At 63.8% G+C, this 16,910-nt stretch carries 14 protein-coding genes; 6 read left to right on the top strand and 8 right to left on the bottom strand.

What is annotated here, in order from left to right; genetic code table 11:
* Positions 1 to 233: 233 nt before the first annotated feature.
* The 5 genes from SALB1_RS02280 to SALB1_RS02260 all read right to left on the bottom strand — a co-directional run bounded on the left by SALB1_RS02280 (position 234) and on the right by SALB1_RS02260 (position 5,600).
* A complete protein-coding gene (locus SALB1_RS02280; protein WP_109992387.1) occupies positions 234 to 1,799 on the bottom strand; it encodes an aldehyde dehydrogenase (NADP(+)) in 1,566 nt (521 codons plus the stop codon).
* 153 nt (positions 1,800 to 1,952) lie between these two features.
* Positions 1,953 to 2,756 (bottom strand): NAD(P)-dependent oxidoreductase, encoded by an 804-nt coding sequence (locus tag SALB1_RS02275; RefSeq protein WP_109992386.1) that lies wholly within the window; start codon positions 2,754 to 2,756, stop codon positions 1,953 to 1,955.
* Between the two features lie 19 nt (positions 2,757 to 2,775).
* Positions 2,776 to 4,056 carry a TRAP transporter large permease gene (locus SALB1_RS02270; RefSeq protein WP_109992385.1) on the bottom strand — a complete coding sequence of 427 codons (1,281 nt, stop codon included), beginning with the start codon at positions 4,054 to 4,056 and terminating at the stop codon, positions 2,776 to 2,778.
* Positions 4,056 to 4,598: a TRAP transporter small permease gene (locus tag SALB1_RS02265; protein WP_199678664.1), complete on the bottom strand. Its 543-nt coding sequence runs from the start codon at positions 4,596 to 4,598 to the stop codon at positions 4,056 to 4,058. Before SALB1_RS02265 ends, SALB1_RS02270 begins: the two co-directional genes overlap by 1 nt.
* 9 nt (positions 4,599 to 4,607) lie before the next feature.
* Positions 4,608 to 5,600, bottom strand: a complete 993-nt coding sequence (locus SALB1_RS02260) for a TRAP transporter substrate-binding protein (protein WP_199678663.1) — start codon at positions 5,598 to 5,600, stop codon at positions 4,608 to 4,610.
* 157 nt (positions 5,601 to 5,757) lie between these two features.
* Here SALB1_RS02260 and SALB1_RS02255 point away from each other — a divergent pair, with 157 nt between their 5' ends.
* The 4 genes from SALB1_RS02255 (at position 5,758) to SALB1_RS02240 (ending at position 9,526) form a co-directional block, all read left to right on the top strand.
* Positions 5,758 to 6,528 (top strand): FadR/GntR family transcriptional regulator, encoded by a 771-nt coding sequence (locus tag SALB1_RS02255; protein ID WP_109992383.1) that lies wholly within the window; start codon positions 5,758 to 5,760, stop codon positions 6,526 to 6,528.
* Positions 6,529 to 6,618: 90 nt separating this feature from the next.
* Positions 6,619 to 7,521 (top strand): 5-dehydro-4-deoxyglucarate dehydratase, encoded by a 903-nt coding sequence (gene kdgD / locus SALB1_RS02250; RefSeq protein WP_109992382.1) that lies wholly within the window; start codon positions 6,619 to 6,621, stop codon positions 7,519 to 7,521.
* Positions 7,521 to 8,660: a mandelate racemase/muconate lactonizing enzyme family protein gene (locus SALB1_RS02245; protein ID WP_109992381.1), complete on the top strand. Its 1,140-nt coding sequence runs from the start codon at positions 7,521 to 7,523 to the stop codon at positions 8,658 to 8,660. The genes kdgD and SALB1_RS02245 overlap by 1 nt, the downstream gene beginning before the upstream one ends.
* Positions 8,660 to 9,526: an amidohydrolase family protein gene (locus SALB1_RS02240; protein WP_109992380.1), complete on the top strand. Its 867-nt coding sequence runs from the start codon at positions 8,660 to 8,662 to the stop codon at positions 9,524 to 9,526. The genes SALB1_RS02245 and SALB1_RS02240 overlap by 1 nt, the downstream gene beginning before the upstream one ends.
* A gap of 6 nt (positions 9,527 to 9,532) precedes the next feature.
* Here SALB1_RS02240 and pyrF read toward each other — a convergent pair whose 3' ends face one another.
* Positions 9,533 to 10,255 carry an orotidine-5'-phosphate decarboxylase gene (pyrF, locus tag SALB1_RS02235; protein ID WP_109992379.1) on the bottom strand — a complete coding sequence of 241 codons (723 nt, stop codon included), beginning with the start codon at positions 10,253 to 10,255 and terminating at the stop codon, positions 9,533 to 9,535.
* 191 nt (positions 10,256 to 10,446) lie between these two features.
* Here pyrF and SALB1_RS18945 point away from each other — a divergent pair, with 191 nt between their 5' ends.
* Positions 10,447 to 10,611 (top strand): hypothetical protein, encoded by a 165-nt coding sequence (locus SALB1_RS18945; RefSeq protein ID WP_158590590.1) that lies wholly within the window; start codon positions 10,447 to 10,449, stop codon positions 10,609 to 10,611.
* 30 nt (positions 10,612 to 10,641) lie between these two features.
* Positions 10,642 to 10,785, top strand: a complete 144-nt coding sequence (locus tag SALB1_RS18940) for a hypothetical protein (protein ID WP_158590589.1) — start codon at positions 10,642 to 10,644, stop codon at positions 10,783 to 10,785.
* 127 nt (positions 10,786 to 10,912) lie between these two features.
* On the opposite strand, the gene SALB1_RS02230 is transcribed toward SALB1_RS18940, so the two are convergent.
* Both SALB1_RS02230 and gltB read right to left on the bottom strand, forming a co-directional pair.
* The gene (locus SALB1_RS02230; RefSeq protein ID WP_109995228.1) at positions 10,913 to 12,319 is read right to left on the bottom strand and encodes an FAD-dependent oxidoreductase; all 1,407 of its coding nucleotides are present in this window, start codon (positions 12,317 to 12,319) and stop codon (positions 10,913 to 10,915) included.
* Between the two features lie 65 nt (positions 12,320 to 12,384).
* Positions 12,385 to 16,842 (bottom strand): glutamate synthase large subunit, encoded by a 4,458-nt coding sequence (gene gltB / locus SALB1_RS02225; RefSeq protein WP_109992378.1) that lies wholly within the window; start codon positions 16,840 to 16,842, stop codon positions 12,385 to 12,387.
* Positions 16,843 to 16,910 lie beyond the last annotated feature (68 nt).

The following is a 16,910-nucleotide window of genomic DNA, read 5'->3' as shown; positions in this document are numbered from 1 at the left end:
AGCGCACGACGGCGCGAACGTCGTTGCTGAGCACACGCGTTTGCCTTGGTGATGTCACGGGATGCTTTCGCAGTGGAACGGCGCCCCCACATGACACGTTTTCCAAAAATTACCGGTGCAACCAAGGCTGCGTGATCGCTGCGCCTGCTTGTGGCGCGCGCGGGGCCGGGCGCATCAATAAAAAGGGCCGGCATGCAGCCGGCCCCTCGGCAAAGTGCCTGCGGCGTACCGGCCTACAGGCCGGCCGTGGTCATATCGCCGTTGACCAGGCGCCGGATGCCCAGCGGATTGCCATCGGCGAGGGCTTTCGGCAGGACTGCGGTGGGTGCATTCTGGAAACACACCGCACGCAGATAGCGATTGATCGCCAGCGTGCCCACCGACGTGCTGTGGAAATCGGTGGTCGCCGGGTACGGTCCGCCGTGCACCATGGCATCGTTGACCGCCACGCCGGTCGGGAAGCCGTTGAACAACACCCGGCCGGCGCGCCGCGACAGGGCCGTGACGAGTGGCTGGTGCCGGGCGATCTCGGCGTCGTCGCCGGTCACCGTCGCCGTCAGCTGGCCGTTGATCGCCCGTGCGGCAGCTTCGAGCTCATCGGCGCTGTCCAGCTCGACCACCACCGTGCTCGGGCCGAACACCTCTTCCATCAACGGCTGGGCGTCGTCGAACAACACCGACTTGTCGGCCATGAACAGCCGCGCCGCCGCCTGGTTCGATGCGGCCGAGCCGGCCACGACTTCCCGTACGCCGTTCAGGCCCTTGAGCCGTTCCACGCCGTGTTGGTAGTTATCCAGCAGGCCGTGGTTCAGCATCACCTGGCCCGGCTTGTTCTTGAGCGCTTCGCCGAGGGTTTCGATAAAGGCCGTCATCGCGGGCGACTTCACCCCGATGATCACCCCGGGCCCGGTACAGAACTGGCCGGCCCCGAGACAGATCGAGCCGGCCAGACCCTCGGCGAGTTCGTTGCCGCGGGCCGCGATCGCTTCCGGCAGCATGAACATCGGGTTCACGCTCGACATTTCGGCATAGACCGGAATCGGCTCCTCACGCTGCGAGGCCAGATCGAACAGGGCCCGACCGCCGGTCTTGGAGCCCGTGAAGCCGACCGCCTTGATTGCCGGTTCCTGTACCAGCTGCGCGCCGACCATGCCGCCGAAGATCATATTGAAAGTGCCGGCCGGCATGCCGGATTTTTTCACCGCCGCCTCGATGGCGTTGCCCACCATCTCCGAGGTGACCATATGCCCCGGATGGGCCTTGACCACCACCGGGCAGCCGGCGGCGAAGGCCGAGGCGGTATCGCCGCCGGCGACCGAGAAGGCGAACGGGAAATTGGAGGCGCCGAACACCGCCACCGGGCCGAGCGCCTGCTGCATCTGGCGCAGATCCGGCGCCGCGTCGGTGGCGGTATCGATGCGCACGCCGAGATAATCACCGCGGCGCAGGACTTTCGCGAACAGGCGCAACTGGCCGGTGGTGCGGCCGACTTCGCCGGTCAGGCGTTTCTCGGGCAGGGCGGTTTCGCGCATGGCTTCACGAATGACCGTATCGCCGAGGGCCTCGATCTCGTCGGCACAGGCTTCGAGAAACGCCGCGCGGGTTTCCGGATCGGTGGTGGCGAAGGTATCGAAGGCGTCGTGCGCGGCTTCGGCAGCGGCGCTGACTTCCTCGGGCGTCGCTTCGAAGAAGTCCTGCTTGTAGGGGGTGTTGTCCTCGGCCGATTTGCTGGCAAGCGTATCCTGGCCGGCCGCCACGCGGGCGCCGCCGATGAATTGCTGGCCGGTGATCTCGGGCATGGAGAGCTCCTTTGTAGATCAAGACAATTTTAAGAACAGCGAAGACATTCCATCTGTCGTCATGGAGCGCCTTCGTTTCTTTGAGTCGTTATCCGGTTAATGGTGACGATAACCATGTAATACAAGCACTGTGCGTGTGTATGTTCAACACAGTCAGTGGGTGTCTTCCGGGTGGCCGGCGGCTGCGAAATCGCCGCCCTGATAGACCACGGCGGGATCGTCCGGATCTTGCGGGGCCGCCTCGGCAAGCACTGTATCCCGCCACCGGGCGGCGCTGTGGCGTGGTCTCCAGCCCAGGAAATCCGCGGCTGAGTTGTCCCACCAGCATTCGTCGTTGTCGGAGGCGCCATAGACGATGGTGTTGCCGAGCCGCGGGGCGGTGAAGGCGCGCTCGCACAGGTCGGCGAGATCCTCGGTCGCCAGCCAGGTCGCGAGCATGCGCGGATTCTTGGGATGATCGAAACACGATCCGATCCGAATCGACAGACATTCCTGACCGAACTTATCGAAATACAGGCGGGCCAGGTTCTCGCCGAACGCTTTGGAGACGCCATAGAGCGAATCGGGCCGGGGCAGGCTTTGCGCGTCGAGTTTGTCTTCGCGCTTGTAGTAGCCGATCACGTGATTTGAGCTGGCGAACACGATGCGTGGCCGGCCCCGGGCGCGGGCGGCTTCGAACAGGTTGTAACCCCCGATGATGTTGGCGTCGAGGATCTGGTCGAACGGCTTTTCGACCGAGATGCCGCCGAGATGGATGATGCCGTCGCAGCCGGCGACCAGTTCATTTACCGCCGCGCGGTCCGCCAGGTCGCAGGCGGTAAAACTCTCGTGCTCGGCAATATCGTCGATGCCTTCGCGGTCCGAGAGCACGATATGGTGTGCGATTCGTGACAGGAACGGCCGCAGCGCGGTGCCCACACCGCCGGCCGCGCCCGTCAACAGAAGACGTTGCAGCATGGCTTGCTCCTTAGCGATTTCAATTCAGAAGATGCGGCAGCGTCATGGATATCGGTGCGATATAGGTCGTGAGCATGAGCGCTGCGAGGATGGCTAGATAGAATGGCCAGATCGTCTTGGCGGCTTGCTCGATGGGGATATCACCGATTGCACAGCCGACGAACAGGCAGGCGCCGACCGGTGGCGTGCACAGGCCAAGGCCGAGATTCATCATCATCACCACGCCGAACTGGATCGGATCCATGCCGATGTCGGTGACCACCGGGAGGAATATGGGCGTGCAGATGAGGATGAGTGCGGCCATGTCCATGATCATGCCCAGCACCAGCAGCATGAGATTGAGCAACAGCAGAATCACATAAGGATTGCTCGACACCGAGGTCAGAAACGTCGCGAGATTGTCCGGTACGCGATACAGCGCCAGCAGATAGGCGAACGCCGAGGCGCAGCCGACCAGGATCATCACCAGCGAGGTTGTGCGCACGGCCTGTGCCACCGCGGTCTTGAATGCGCGCCAGCTCAGCTCCCGATAAACGATCAGCGTAACGACCAGCGCATAGATGGCGCCGAAGGCGCCGGATTCGGTCACCGTGAGTACGCCCGAGAGCACCCCGCCAACGATGATCACCGCGGTGAGCAGACCGGGCAGCGACACGATGAAGCTCGTCAACAGCACCATCCAGCCGGGAAAAGGCTCCGAACCGTAGCCGCGCTTGACCGCAACCGCATAGGCGGCCACCGCCAGGCACAGACACATGAGAATGCCTGGCACGATGCCGGCGATGAACAGCTTACCCACCGAGATACCGCCGCCTGCGGCCACCACATAGAGCAGCATGTTGTGGCTTGGCGGGATTACCACGCCGGCGGTGGACGAGGTGACGGTCACGTTGACCGCGTAGTCGGCGTCATAGCCTTTTTCCTTCATCACCGGCATCAGGATCGAGCCGAGCGCCGAGGTGTCGGCCACGGCCGAACCGGAAATACCGCCGAACAGCATCGAGGAGACGACGTCCACCATGCCGAGCCCACCGCGCATGCGGCCGACGGCGGCGGCTGCGAAGCGGACCAGCCGGTTGGCGATGCCGCCGTGCAGCATCAGCTCGCCAGCGAAGATGAAAAACGGTATCGCCAGCAACGAGAAGCTCGCGATGCCCGACAGAATGCGCTGGAAGGCGACGAACAGCGGTAGCCCTTCGTAGAGGAAGGTCGCAATCGAGGCGAGTCCGAGTGCGAAGGCGACGGGCGCGCCGGCGATCAAGCCGACAAAGAAAAGCCCGAAGAGGATGATCAGTCCCATCAGCGTGTCGCTCCCGGCCCGGCGAACAAGCGTTCGATGACGTCGAATATAGTGAATACGACGATCAAAACGCCGCAGAGTGCGAGCGGTGCCGCGCGCCACGCGGCGGTAACGCTCAGCATCGGCAGCTCGTGGTTGGCATTGGTGAGTGTAAGGACCCAGCCCTGCCAGGCCATGATGGCGCCGAAGGCGATAACCATCAGGTCCGCCAGCACGTGCAAAGCATGTCGGGGCCAGTAAGGGAGGCCCTTGCGCACGAAATCGATGCTCAGATGCGTGTGGCGATGCACGCCGGCCGCGGTGCCGAGGCAGACGATGTAGATGATCAGCAGCAGTGAAAGCTGTTCGATCCAGGTCGGCGTGTTGTTGAGGATATAGCGGCCATAAACCAGCCAGCCGAAACTGGCCACAATGAACACCAGGCCCATGCCGGCTGCCAGCATACAGAGCCAGGCGATGCCGTCGAGGATCCGACGTATTGCCGCCAATGCGGGCGGTCCGGCCGGCATGTCGTGTTCATCAGTCGCGGGTCGCATGCTCATGGCCATCGTTCACTGCGTATTGCGGATTTTCTGCACCAGGCTCTTCTGCGCCGGGTGTGCCTTGTAGAACTTGGCGTAGACCGGCTTCATTGCGTCCTGGAACGGCTTCAGGTTCTTGATCTGGTTGATCCTGGCGCCGTGGTTCGCGACGTATTTCTTGGCTTCGCGTGAATCCTTGGCCCAGAGCCGGCGCTGCTCCTTGGCGGCCGCGATCGCGGCCTGACGCACGATCTTCTGATCCTTGACCGATAGCGCGTCCCAACTGGTCTTGGAGATGCACAGACACTCGGGGACGATCAGGTGCTCATCTTCCGAGTAGTACTTGGCCACTTCGTAGTGGTTGGTCTCTTTGTACGACGGATAATTGTTCTCCGCGCCGTCGATCACGCCGTTCTTCAGCGCCTGATAGACATCGCTGAACGGCATCGGCGTGGCGTTGCCGCCGAGGGCTGCAACCATGTCCACGTACAAGTCGTTGTCCTGTACGCGGATCTTCATGCCCTTCAGATCAGACGGTTTTCGAATCGGGTGCTTGGAGTTATAGAAACTGCGCGCGCCGGAATCGAACCAGGACAGCACGACCAAGCCATGCTTGGCCATATCGGTGGCGAACTGGTCGCCGATCGGCCCGTCCATGACGTGATGCATCTGCTGCACACTGTTAAATAGATAGGGCAGGGAGAGCACGTCGGTCTTGGGTACATACTGGCCCATCGGGCTCATGTTGAAGTTCGCGAAATTGATCGCGCCATTGCTGGCTTGCTGGATCGCATCGGTTTGATCGCCCAGCACGGCATTGTTGTATACCGTGGCCTGGATATCGCCATGTGTTTTTTTGGTAATCGTCTGGGCGAACTGCTTGAGCGCCACCGAGTTGGGATAGCCGGGGCTGTGGATGTTCCATCCGCGCCAAGTGGTGGCGGAGGCCGACGCGGCCAGGGACAGGCCGGCCACCAGACCGGCTGCAAGCAAAGTTCGGTGAGTGATTGTGCTCAGTGTCATCATGCGGCTCCTTCCTCGGTGCGTACCGATCACGGTTGCTGTAAGATGACAGAGCCAAAGTGATCATACAATTAAGACGTTGGTCGGAAAGGCATGGTTTGCTGAGGACGAGTGGGTTGAGCAAATCTGACAACGGGACCGGTTAGAGAGCGAAGGGATGAACGACGTGAGCAATCCAGAAATAAGTGCAGATACGTCAGAAAAACGTGCAGCTGCACCCGCGAAAAAGAAGAAGAACCGACGCAATCTTGTCGCCGAAGTCAGTGGCCGTCTTCGCGAGCTCATCGTTGGCGGCGACCTGCAGCCGGGCGACAAGCTGCCCAGCGAAGCGGGCCTGACCCGCGAATACAGCGTGAGCCGTACGGTAGTGCGGGAAGCCATCGCCTCACTGCGCGCCGATGGGCTGGTCGATGTCCGTCACGGCGTGGGTGTGTTCGTGCGCGAACCCACCGCGCAGGTGCCGGTCTTCAAACCGGTGGATCGGGCGCGAATATCCTCGATGATCGAAGTGTTGGAACTGCGTTCGGCCATCGAGATCGAGGCTGCGGCGCTGGCCGCCGAGCGCCGCTCGCCGGCCCAGGAAGAGATTCTGTTCGAGCGCTTCGACGACCTGAATCGTCTCATCGAAGCGGACCAGCCCACCGTCGCGGCCGATATGGCGCTGCATCTGGCGGTGGCGGACGCCACCAACAATCCGCGCTTCCGCGAATTTCTTACCCTCATGGGGGAGCATCTGATCCCGCGCTCGGCGCTGCCCGAAAATGTCGAGGCTGCCGCGCCCGAGGGCTACATGGAGCAGATCCAGGCCGAGCATCTCGCCCTCATCCGGGCGGTGTCGGAACGCGATATCGACAGCGCCCGCGAAGCCATGCGAGCCCATCTCAAGGGTAGCCAGAATCGCTATCGGCGCCTGATTCGTGGCGACTAGACCATGTGATAATACTTCTTCAATTATGAGATAAGATGAGTTAGGGTCGGCGGTATCTGCCACGCAATCGGAGCGGTACCGCCGAATCTTATGCAGCCCATTGAACTTAAGTCCGCGCTGGCCTCCGGCCTGCTTTCTTTCCCGGTCACGCCTTTCGATGCCGACGGCGAGTTCGCGCCTGGGCCCTATGCCGAACATATTGGCTGGCTGTCGGGCTTCGACGCGGCGACCCTGTTTGCCGCCGGAGGCACCGGCGAGTTCTTCTCGCTCGCGCCTGAAGAAATCCCGCAGATCGTGCGCGAGGCCAAGGCCGCGGCCGGTGACACGCCCATCGTGTCCGGCTGCGGCTATGGCACGCGCATGGCCGTATCGATTGCGCGTGAGGCCGAGGCCGCCGGAGCCGACGGTATTCTGCTGTTGCCGCATTATCTGATCGGGGCCAGTCAGGCGGGCTTGATGGCGCATATCCAGACGATCTGCGAAGCCGTGGATGTCGGCGTGATCGTCTACAATCGTGGCAACTCGATCCTGCAGGCCGATACGCTTGAAGCCCTGTGCGAGCGCTGCCCGAATCTCATCGGGTTCAAGGACGGCTCCGGGGATATCGGTCTGGTCCGCGAGATCACCGCACGGCTGGGCGATCGGCTGACCTATCTCGGTGGCATGCCCACGGCGGAGTTGTTCGCCGAGGCTTATCTGGGCGCCGGCGTCACGACCTATTCCTCGGCGGTGTTCAACTTTGTGCCGGAGCTGGCTCAGCGCTTCTACAACGCGCTGCGTGCCGGTGATCATGCGCAGACGACCACCATCCTCAATGATTTCTTTTACCCGTTCGCAGCGATCCGCGACCGCAACGTGGGCTACGCAGTGTCCGCGATCAAGGCCGGCGTGCGCCGGGCCGGGTTCGATGCCGGGCCGGTGCGTGCCCCGCTGACCGATCTCACCGAGCAGGAGAGCGACATGCTGGATGCGTTGATAAGGAGCCAGGGCTGATGCGTGTCGAGCGGGTTCTTACGCATTGCCTCGACCACGAACTGACGGTGCCGTTCGAAAGCGCGTCCGGTCGCTTCGAGCGGCGTCAGCACTGTCTGGTCGAAGTGATCTGCGACGACGGCACCGTCGGCTGGGGCGAATGTCTCGGCCCGCCGCCGCTCAACGCGGCTGCGGTCGGCGCTTACGCCGGGCTGCTCATCGGTCGCGATCCGTTGGCCACCGATGTCCGCTGGCTGGAGCTGTACCACGCGTTACGGGACCAAGGACAGCGCGGGGTGACCATGACCGCGCTGTCGGGGATCGATATCGCGCTCTGGGACATCAAGGGCAAGCACTTCGGTGTGCCGGTTTCCACGTTGATGGGTGGGCGATTCCGCGACACGGTCCAGGCCTATGCCACCGGCGGCTTCCGCCCGGACGGCCCGGACCGCAGTGCGGCGACCGCCGCCGAAATAGCGCGTTATGTCGCCGAGGGTTTCACGGCGGTCAAGATCAAGATCGGGTTTGGCTACGACGAGGATCTGGCGGCCATCGGTGCGGTACGCGATGCCATCGGCCCCGACGTGCGGCTGATGATCGACGCCAACCACGGTTACGACGCGCCGGAGGCGATCGAAGTCGGGCGGGCCGCGGCGCGCTTCGACATCGATTGGTTCGAGGAGCCGGTGATCCCGGAAGAACCGGCGGTGTACGCCCGGGTGCGCGCAGCGCAGCCTTTGCCGCTGGCCGGCGGTGAAACCTGGCACGGCCGCCACGGCATGCGCCAGGCGCTGGAAGCCGGGGCGGTCGATATCCTGCAGCCGGATGTCTGCGGCACCGGCGGTTTCAGCGAAATGCGTCGTATCGTCGATATGGCTGGCCTGTATGGCGTGCGTGTCGTCCCGCATGTCTGGGGCAGCGGCATCGCACTGGCGGCAAGCCTGCATTGCCTGGCCGCCCTCCCGTTTCAGCCGCCGCGTCCGAAGCCGCAAGCGCCGATGCTGGAATTCGATCGCACCCCGAATCCGATTCGTCAGGCTGTCCTGCGTGCACCGATCGAGCACGAGCAGGGCTGGGTTCGCGTGCCGGAGGGGGCCGGTCTCGGCATCGAGATCGACCGTGATGCCTTGAGCCGCTATGCCTGGGCGGAGAAGGTTTGATGCGCGACATCCCGGCCAACACGCGCCCGCTCGATGGCCCGGCACCCCGGATCGATGTGCCCAAAGGGGCGACCGACTGTCATATCCATGTCTATCTCGCGGGTTACGCGCCGCAGCCTGGTGGGCCGCCGATCGCCGAACTGGCCACGCCCGACGATTATGCCGTGGTCCAGCGCCGCCTGAGCCTGGGACGGGTCGTCATCACCCAGTCCAATGCTTACCAGTTCGATAACGGCGCGACCATCGCGGGCCTGAAAGCCGTCGGCGCCGAAACCGCACGCGGTGTGGTGGTCGTCGGCCCGGATACGACCGACGCCGAACTGGCTGAATACCATGCACTCGGCGTACGCGGGGCCCGTATCATGAATCTGCCCGGCGGGGCCGTGGGCATCGACGGCATGGCCGAAGTCGAAGCGCGTATCCGCGGATGGGATTGGCATTTGATGGTGCAGTTCGACGGCCGCGAGATCGAGCGCCACCGGCCGGCGCTGGAATCGCTCCAGGTCGACTACATCATCGACCACGCCGGCAAGTTCCTGGCGCCGGTATCGGCCGAAGATCCACGCGTGGATACACTGCTGCGGCTGATCGACCGCGGCAATGCCTGGTTCAAGATTGCCGGCCTGTACGAAATCAGCCGTGTCGGTCCGCCGGATTTCGCCGATGTTGCGCCAATCGCGCGCCGTGTGATCGCGCATGCGCCGGAGCGCGTGATCTGGGGCTCGAACTGGCCGCATGTCGGCGTCGCGCGTGCGGATTACCCGGACGATGCCGTCCTGCTCGACAATCTGGCGGATATGGCCGACGAGGCGACGCGCAGGCGCATCCTGGTCGATAATCCGGCCGCGCTCTACGGCTTCGCCTGAGCCGGCTCAGCCGCGCGCGGCCACCGCGGCGGCGATTTCTTCCTGAATAGCCGCGGCCGCCGCCGCGGGATCCGTCGCTTGCCGGATCGGGCGGCCGACCACCAGATAATCGGCTCCGGCCGCGATGGCACGGGCCGGCGTCATCACGCGCTTCTGGTCGTCCGGCGGGGCATCGTTGTCCACGGGACGGATGCCTGGTGTGACCGTGATCAGCGTCTCCGGGGCCTCGGCGCGCAAGCGTTCCAGTTCGAGGCCCGAGGAAACGATGCCGTCGCAGCCGGCTTGCAGTGCGCGCCGGGCGCGGGAAAGCACGAGCTCGTCGATATCGCAGTTGAACCCCAGATCGGTCATGTCGCCGCGATCCAGGCTGGTGAGCGCGGTCACCGCCAGGATCTTCGCGTTGCCTTTGCGCGCCGCACCGGCCGCTTCCATGATGCCCTGGTTGCCGTGCACGGTGATGAAATCCACGTCGCGTGCATCCAGCCGGGCGACAGCGGCCGCCACGGTGGCCGGCACATCGAACAGCTTCACGTCCGCGAAGACCTTCTTGCCGCGCGTCTTCAACCAGTCGACCAGCTCGAAATAGCCCGGCGACATCGCTAGTTCCAGGCCGACCTTGTAGAAGGTGACCGTGTCGCCCAGGGTTGCGACCAACGCGCGGGCCGCGTTGGTGTCGGGTACGTCGAGGGCGAAAATGAGGCGGTCGCGGTTATCCGGAATATGCGTCATGGGGCAAGTTTTTGATGCGATGGCGGTGGATTCTCCGCGGTCGTGCGAGGATTATAAAGCGGTGGCGCGCTCCGCACAGCCCGTTATGTTGGCGCTTGACCGGGTATGCGTTTTAAAACCCCGACATGAACACATCTGCGATGCGATCATGAGTAATGCTTCCAGTGTGTCGATCGAGCGCATCAAGCGTGATGCGAGAGCGCCGTCAGGATGCCGCATTCGTGCACTTCGTGTTCGCCGCCGCGCGACTAGCGTCGGTGCCCGGCGAGGCGCAGCAAATCGGTGACCGCATCCACCTAAACCCCAAGCGCAGCCTCGATGCGACTGCCGCGCGTTCGAGCGCATTGTCGTCGTAGAGATCGTCTGGCTGTTCCTGCTCACCCGCCATGGCGAACACAGAGGGGGCTGTCGGGGTGGTGACGGATACCGCCCGATCCGGCGTCATCGTGGGTGCGGCCATCGCAGTGTTGTTTCTGCAGCAATCCTTGGTCGAGTTTCGCCCGACGCATGCCGGCGGCGCAGGCGAATGATGAGGCCGCTCAGGTGCGGTTTCGGCCCGGATCATTGCGGCAAGCGCGCAAATCGACAGCCGCAAACGAACACGGCCGGCATAGCGTGGGCCGTGTTCGTTCAATGGGGCGGCTACCGGGTAGCCTTCTATACTTCGAGATAATCCAGAATGCCCTTGGCCGCTTCGCGGCCTTCGAACACGGCGGTGACGACCAGGTCTGAGCCGCGCACCATGTCGCCGCCGGCGAAGATCTTCGGGTTGGAGGTCTGGTGCTTGAAGCGGCCCTGCTCGGGCGCGATCACGCGACCGCCGTCATCGCATTCGATCTCGTGGGTGTCGAACCAGTCCTGCGGGTTGGGGCGGAAGCCGAAGGCGATGATCACACGATCCGCCTCGATGACTTCCTCGGTGCCGGGCACGGGCTCGGGTCGGCGCCGACCACGCTCGTCCGGTTCGCCGAGCTGGGTGGTGACCATCTTGATGCCTTCGACGTGGGTGTCGCCCACGATTTCGACCGGCTGACGATTGAACAGGAACTGCACGCCTTCTTCCTTGGCGTTTTCCACCTCGCGGGCGGAGCCCGGCATGTTCTCTTCGTCGCGCCGGTAGGCGCAGATGACTTCCTTGGCGCCCTGGCGAATGGACGTGCGGTTGCAGTCCATCGCGGTGTCGCCGCCGCCGAGCACCACCACGCGCTGGCCGGACATGTCGACGAAGGGATGCTCGCCCTTCACGCCGATCTCGCGATTGATGTTGCCGACCAGGAAGGGCAGCGCTTCGTAGACGCCTTTCAGGTCCTCGCCGGGGAAGCCGCCCTTCATATAGGTGTAAGTGCCCATGCCCATGAACACGGCATCGTATTCTTCCATCAATTGTTCGATGCTGATGTCGTGGCCGACTTCGACACCGAGCCGGAATTCCACGCCCATGCCTTCCATGACTTCGCGGCGGGTTTCCACCACTTCTTTTTCGAGCTTGAAGGGCGGGATGCCGAAGGTGAGCAGGCCGCCGATGCGTGGGTATTTATCGAACACCACGGCCTTGACGCCGCCGCGCACGAGAATATCCGCTGCACCCAGACCGGCCGGGCCGGCGCCGATCACGGCGACCTTCTTGTCGGTCCAGACCACGTTGGAGACGTCCGGCCGCCAGCCCTGCTTGAAGGCCTCGTCGGTGATGTACTTCTCGACCGAGCCGATGGTGATGGCGCCGAGGCCATCGTTCATCGTGCAGGCGCCTTCACACAGGCGGTCCTGCGGGCAGATGCGGCCGCAAATCTCGGGCAGGGTGTTGGTGGCGTGCGACAGCTCGGCCGCCTCGAACAAATTGCCCTCGTTGACCATCTTGAGCCAGTTGGGGATGTAGTTGTGCACGGGGCACTTCCACTCGCAATACGGGTTGCCGCAGGAAATACAGCGCCCGGCCTGTTGCGAGGCGGTCTCCTTGTCGAACTGGCCGTAGATCTCGGCGAATTCGTGAATGCGTACGGGCACGGCCACCTTGGCCGGGTCCTGACGCGGCACGTCGAGAAACTGAAGATTGTTCTTTGCCATCGATGTCTCTTGTCGCGATGCGGGATCGGGCCGCGGCCGATTGCCGCGGCCCATGACCGCCTTAACTAGGCCGCGCGGGTGAGCGTGTCGAGAATGGTCTCCACGCTTTCCGCCTTGGGCTTGACCAGCCAGAACTGGCCCACGTAGTCGCGGAAGTCCTCCAGGATTTCCGAGCCCCAGGCGCTGCCGGTGGCGTCTACATAGGCCTCGATGAGCTGATACAGATAGTGGCGATGGGCCTCCATGTTCTCGGAGACCACGCGGTGGATATCGATCAGCTCGTGGTTATAGCGGTCAACGAACTCACGTTTTTCGTCCAGCACGTAGGCTGCGCCGCCGGTCATGCCGGCGCCGAAGTTGACGCCGGTGCCGCCGAGCACGACCACGCAGCCGCCGGTCATGTATTCGCAGCCGTGATCGCCCACGCCCTCGACCACCGCGGTGGCCCCCGAGTTGCGCACGCCGAAGCGCTCGCCGGCCTGGCCGGCCGCATACAGCGTGCCGCCGGTGGCACCGTACAGGCAGGTATTGCCGATGATTGCTGCCTCGCGCGCCACGAAATCGGAATGCTCCGGCGGACGGATGATGATGCGACCGCCGGCCATGCCCTTGGCGACATAGTCGTTGGCGTCGCCGGTGAGCTGGAGATGCAGCCCGCCGGCGTTCCACACACCGAAGCTCTGGCCGGCGGTGCCGGTGAGCGCCAGCGTGATGGGCGCATCCTCCATGCCGAGATTGCCGTGGCGGGACGCGATCTCGCCCGACACCCGCGCGCCGATGGAGCGATCACTATTGCGCACGTCGTATTCGAACCGGCCGCCCGACTTGTTCTCGATCGCATCCAGCGTGTCCGCGACCATGCGCTCGGCCAACTCGCCCTTGTCGAAGGGTTCGTTGTGCGGCGAGACACAGTACATTGGGTTGTCGTCGGCCAGCCCGCCCTTGGACAACAGCGGTTTCAGGTTGAGGCCGGCCTGTTTGGAGGTCTCGCCGGGCAGGATTTCCAGCAGATCGGTACGCCCGATCAAATCCTCCAGCCTTTTCACGCCGATCGAGGCCATGATCTCGCGGGTATCCTGGGCGATGAATCGGAAGAAGTTCTGCACCATTTCCGGAATGCCGATGAAATAGCGCTCGCGCAGAGTCTCATTCTGCGTGGCGACACCCGTTGCGCAGTTGTTCAGATGACACACGCGCAGGTACTTGCAGCCGAGGGCCACCATCGGGCCCGTGCCGAAGCCAAAGGATTCCGCCCCCAGGATCGCCGCCTTGATCACGTCCAGCCCAGTCTTGAGACCGCCGTCGGTCTGCACCCGGACTTTTTCACGCAGGTCGTTGGCGCGCAGGGTCTGGTGGGTTTCGGACAGGCCCAGTTCCCACGGCGTGCCGGCATAGCGCACGGACGTCAGCGGCGAGGCCCCCGTACCGCCGTCATAGCCGGAGATGGTGATCAGATCGGCGTAGGCCTTGGCCACGCCGGCGGCGATCGTGCCCACGCCCGGCCCGGCCACCAGCTTGACCGAGACCAGCGCTTTCGGATTGACCTGCTTGAGGTCGAAGATCAGCTGGGCCAGGTCCTCGATCGAGTAGATGTCGTGATGCGGCGGCGGGCTGATCAGCGCCACGCCGGGCCGCGAATAACGCAGCCGGGCGATCATCTCGTTGACCTTGTGGCCGGGCAGCTGGCCGCCTTCGCCGGGCTTGGCGCCCTGGGCGATCTTGATCTGCAGCACTTCGGCGTTGACCAGATAATGCGGTGTGACGCCGAAGCGGCCCGAGGCCACCTGCTTGATCTTGGACATTTTGTCGGTGCCGAAGCGGGCCGAATCCTCGCCACCTTCGCCGGAGTTCGAGCGCCCACCCATGCGGTTCATGCCCTGGGCCAGCGACTCGTGCGCCTCGGGCGACAGGGCGCCGAGGCTCATGCCGGCGGAATCGAAGCGCGGGGTGATGTCCTCGATCGACTCGACTTCGTCGATATCGATCGGCGCCAGGTCGTCGCGCAGGCCGAGCAGATCGCGCAGCACGGCGACCGGCCGGCCCTGCACCACGCGGGCATATTCCTGGTACTTGGCATACTCGCCGGAGGACACGGCTTCGTGCAGTGTGGCAATCACGTCCGGGTTGTAGCAGTGGTATTCCTGGCCGTACACGAACTTGAGGATGCCGCCCTGGTCGATTGCGATACGCGTGTTCCAGGCGTGCTCGGCCAGATGCGCGGCATCGGCCTGCAGATGCGCGAAGCTCGCCCCGCCGATACGCGAAACCGTACCCGAAAAGCACAGATCCACGACCTCGTCAGCCAGGCCCACGATTTCGAACAGCTGGGCACCACGGTAGCTGGTGATCGTGGAAATGCCCATCTTGGACATGATCTTGTACAGGCCCTTGTTGATGCCCTTGCGATACGAGGCGCACAGTTCGTCGGCGTCGCGGCCCTGGATCTGGCCGACGTGCACCAGGTCGTTGAGGCATTCATAGGCCAGATATGGATGGATCGCGGTCGCACCGTAGCCGATCAGGCAGGCGAAATGATGGGCATCGCGTGCCGTGGCCGTATCCACGACGAGGTTGGCGTCGCAGCGCAGGTTCTCGCGGGTCAGGCGGTGATGCACCGCGCCGGTGGCCAGCAGCGCCTGGATCGGTAGCTGCCCTTGTTCGACGTTGCGATCGGTGAGCACGATGATGGTCTTGCCGCCGCGGACCTCGTCGACCACGCGATCGCAAAGCGCCTCGATCGCCTCGCGCAGATCGTCGTTGGCCGGATAGGTGAGATCCAGCGTGACGTTCGCATAGTCTTCATCCTCGACCGATAGCAGGCGCCGGAACTTGCCGGTGGACAGCACCGGCGAATCGACTACCAGTCGTTTGGCGCGGGCCTCGGACTCGTCGAAGACATTCAGCTCGCGGCCGAAGCAGGTCTCCAGGCTCATCACGATGCGTTCGCGCAGCGGATCGATCGGCGGATTGGTGACCTGGGCGAACTGCTGGCGGAAATAATCGAACAGCACCCGGTCCACGCGCGACAGCACGGGAAAGGGCGTATCGTCGCCCATCGAGCCGGTGGCTTCCTGGCCGGCCTCGGCCAGCGGGCGTAAGACCTGGTCGCGCTCTTCGAAGGTCACATGGAATAGCTTTTCCAGCGATTTGAGGCGCGGGCGCTCCATCCAGGCTTCGTCGCGCGTATCGGTCAGGCGCGACTCAAGGATACGGGAATGCTTTTTCAGCCACTGCTTGTACGGCGCGCGGCCGGCGAGGCGTGCATCGATGTCGCGCGGGTTGAGCAACTCGCCGTTGTCGGTATCGATCGCCAGCATGTCGCCGGGCTTGAGCCGGCCCTTGGTGACCACGTCCTCGGGTTTGTAGTCCCACACGCCGATTTCGGAGGCCAGCGTGATGTGGCGATCCTTGGTGATCACGTAGCGCGCCGGCCGCAGGCCGTTACGGTCCATGGCACAGGCGGCATAGCGGCCGTCGGTAAGCACGATACCCGCCGGGCCGTCCCACGGCTCCATATGCATGGAGTTGTATTCGTAGAAGGCACGCATGTCGGCCGACATATAGTCGACGTTCTGCCAGGCCGGCGGCATCAGCAGGCGCATGGCATAGAAGATGTCCATGCCGCCGGCGAGCAGGATCTCGAGCATGTTGTCGAGGCTGCAGGAATCCGAGCCGTCCATGGACACCAGCGGCAGGATGGATTCCAGATCCGGCAGGTCCTTGGAGGCGAATTTGGAGGCTCTGGCGGTCGACCAGTTGCGATTGCCGGTGATGGTGTTGATCTCGCCGTTGTGGGCGAGATAACGGAACGGCTGGGCCAGGCGCCACTGCGGCAGCGTGTTGGTCGAAAAACGCTGGTGGAATACACACAGCGAGGTCTCGAGCCGTTCGTCGGCCAGATCCTGGTAGAACACGGTGAGATAGCTCGGCATCACCATGCCCTTGAACGAGAACACGCGCGCCGACAGCGAGGGCACATAGAATGTGTCGTCGTCGGGCAGGGCGTTCTCGGTCCGCCGGCGGGCGATGATCAGCCGGGTCTCGAACACGTCACGGTCCATGTCCGCGGGCGCATTGACGAAGATCTGCTCGAAGCGGGGCAGGGTTTCCAGCGCCTCGGCGCCGCAGGCCGATTCGGCATCGATCGGCACATCACGCCAGCCGGCGACCATCAGACCGGCGGCTTCCAGCTGTTTTTCCAGCTCGGCCCTGGCGGCGCCGGCGGTGTCCTCGTCCAGACTCAGGAACACAATGCCGCTGGCATAGTGTTCGCCGAGTTCGATGCCGGCTTCGTGGGCGACGGTGCGCAGAAACGAATCGGGCTTCTTGATCAGCAGCCCACAGCCGTCGCCGGTCTTGCCGTCGGCCGCGACCGCCCCACGATGGGTCAGGCGCTCCAGCGCGCCGATCGCGGTATCGACCAGCCAATGGCTGGGCTTGTCGTCCATATGGGCGATCAGGCCGAAGCCGCAGGCGTCTTTTTCGAACTCTGGTGAATAGAGTCCGCCTTCAAATTTGTGCATAGTCCATTCCCTCGGATGGGCTACGGCCCGGAAAGCCGAGCGCAATCGCGCTGGACCGGCCGGACCCG

It is taken from the genome of Salinisphaera sp. LB1, assembly GCF_003177035.1.
GTDB lineage: Bacteria > Pseudomonadota > Gammaproteobacteria > Nevskiales > Salinisphaeraceae > Salinisphaera.
The sequence above is the reverse complement of the archived record's forward strand: the minus strand, read 5'-3'. Positions and strand labels throughout refer to the sequence as shown.

What these genes read in the sequence shown, in the direction of transcription:
- SALB1_RS02255 (WP_109992383.1), top strand. Translation starts at nt 5,758, where the DNA reads ATGAACGACGTGAGCAATCCAGAAATAAGTGCAGATACGTCAGAAAAA.
- SALB1_RS02230 (WP_109995228.1), bottom strand. Translation starts at nt 12,319, where the DNA reads ATGGCAAAGAACAATCTTCAGTTTCTCGACGTGCCGCGTCAGGACCCG.
- SALB1_RS02260 (WP_199678663.1), bottom strand. Translation starts at nt 5,600, where the DNA reads ATGACACTGAGCACAATCACTCACCGAACTTTGCTTGCAGCCGGTCTG.
- SALB1_RS18940 (WP_158590589.1), top strand. Translation starts at nt 10,642, where the DNA reads ATGGCGAACACAGAGGGGGCTGTCGGGGTGGTGACGGATACCGCCCGA.
- SALB1_RS02265 (WP_199678664.1), bottom strand. Translation starts at nt 4,598, where the DNA reads ATGAGCATGCGACCCGCGACTGATGAACACGACATGCCGGCCGGACCG.
- SALB1_RS02275 (WP_109992386.1), bottom strand. Translation starts at nt 2,756, where the DNA reads ATGCTGCAACGTCTTCTGTTGACGGGCGCGGCCGGCGGTGTGGGCACC.
- pyrF (WP_109992379.1), bottom strand. Translation starts at nt 10,255, where the DNA reads ATGACGCATATTCCGGATAACCGCGACCGCCTCATTTTCGCCCTCGAC.
- SALB1_RS02240 (WP_109992380.1), top strand. Translation starts at nt 8,660, where the DNA reads ATGCGCGACATCCCGGCCAACACGCGCCCGCTCGATGGCCCGGCACCC.
- gltB (WP_109992378.1), bottom strand. Translation starts at nt 16,842, where the DNA reads ATGCACAAATTTGAAGGCGGACTCTATTCACCAGAGTTCGAAAAAGAC.
- kdgD (WP_109992382.1), top strand. Translation starts at nt 6,619, where the DNA reads ATGCAGCCCATTGAACTTAAGTCCGCGCTGGCCTCCGGCCTGCTTTCT.
- SALB1_RS02245 (WP_109992381.1), top strand. Translation starts at nt 7,521, where the DNA reads ATGCGTGTCGAGCGGGTTCTTACGCATTGCCTCGACCACGAACTGACG.
- SALB1_RS02280 (WP_109992387.1), bottom strand. Translation starts at nt 1,799, where the DNA reads ATGCCCGAGATCACCGGCCAGCAATTCATCGGCGGCGCCCGCGTGGCG.
- SALB1_RS18945 (WP_158590590.1), top strand. Translation starts at nt 10,447, where the DNA reads ATGCGAGAGCGCCGTCAGGATGCCGCATTCGTGCACTTCGTGTTCGCC.
- SALB1_RS02270 (WP_109992385.1), bottom strand. Translation starts at nt 4,056, where the DNA reads ATGGGACTGATCATCCTCTTCGGGCTTTTCTTTGTCGGCTTGATCGCC.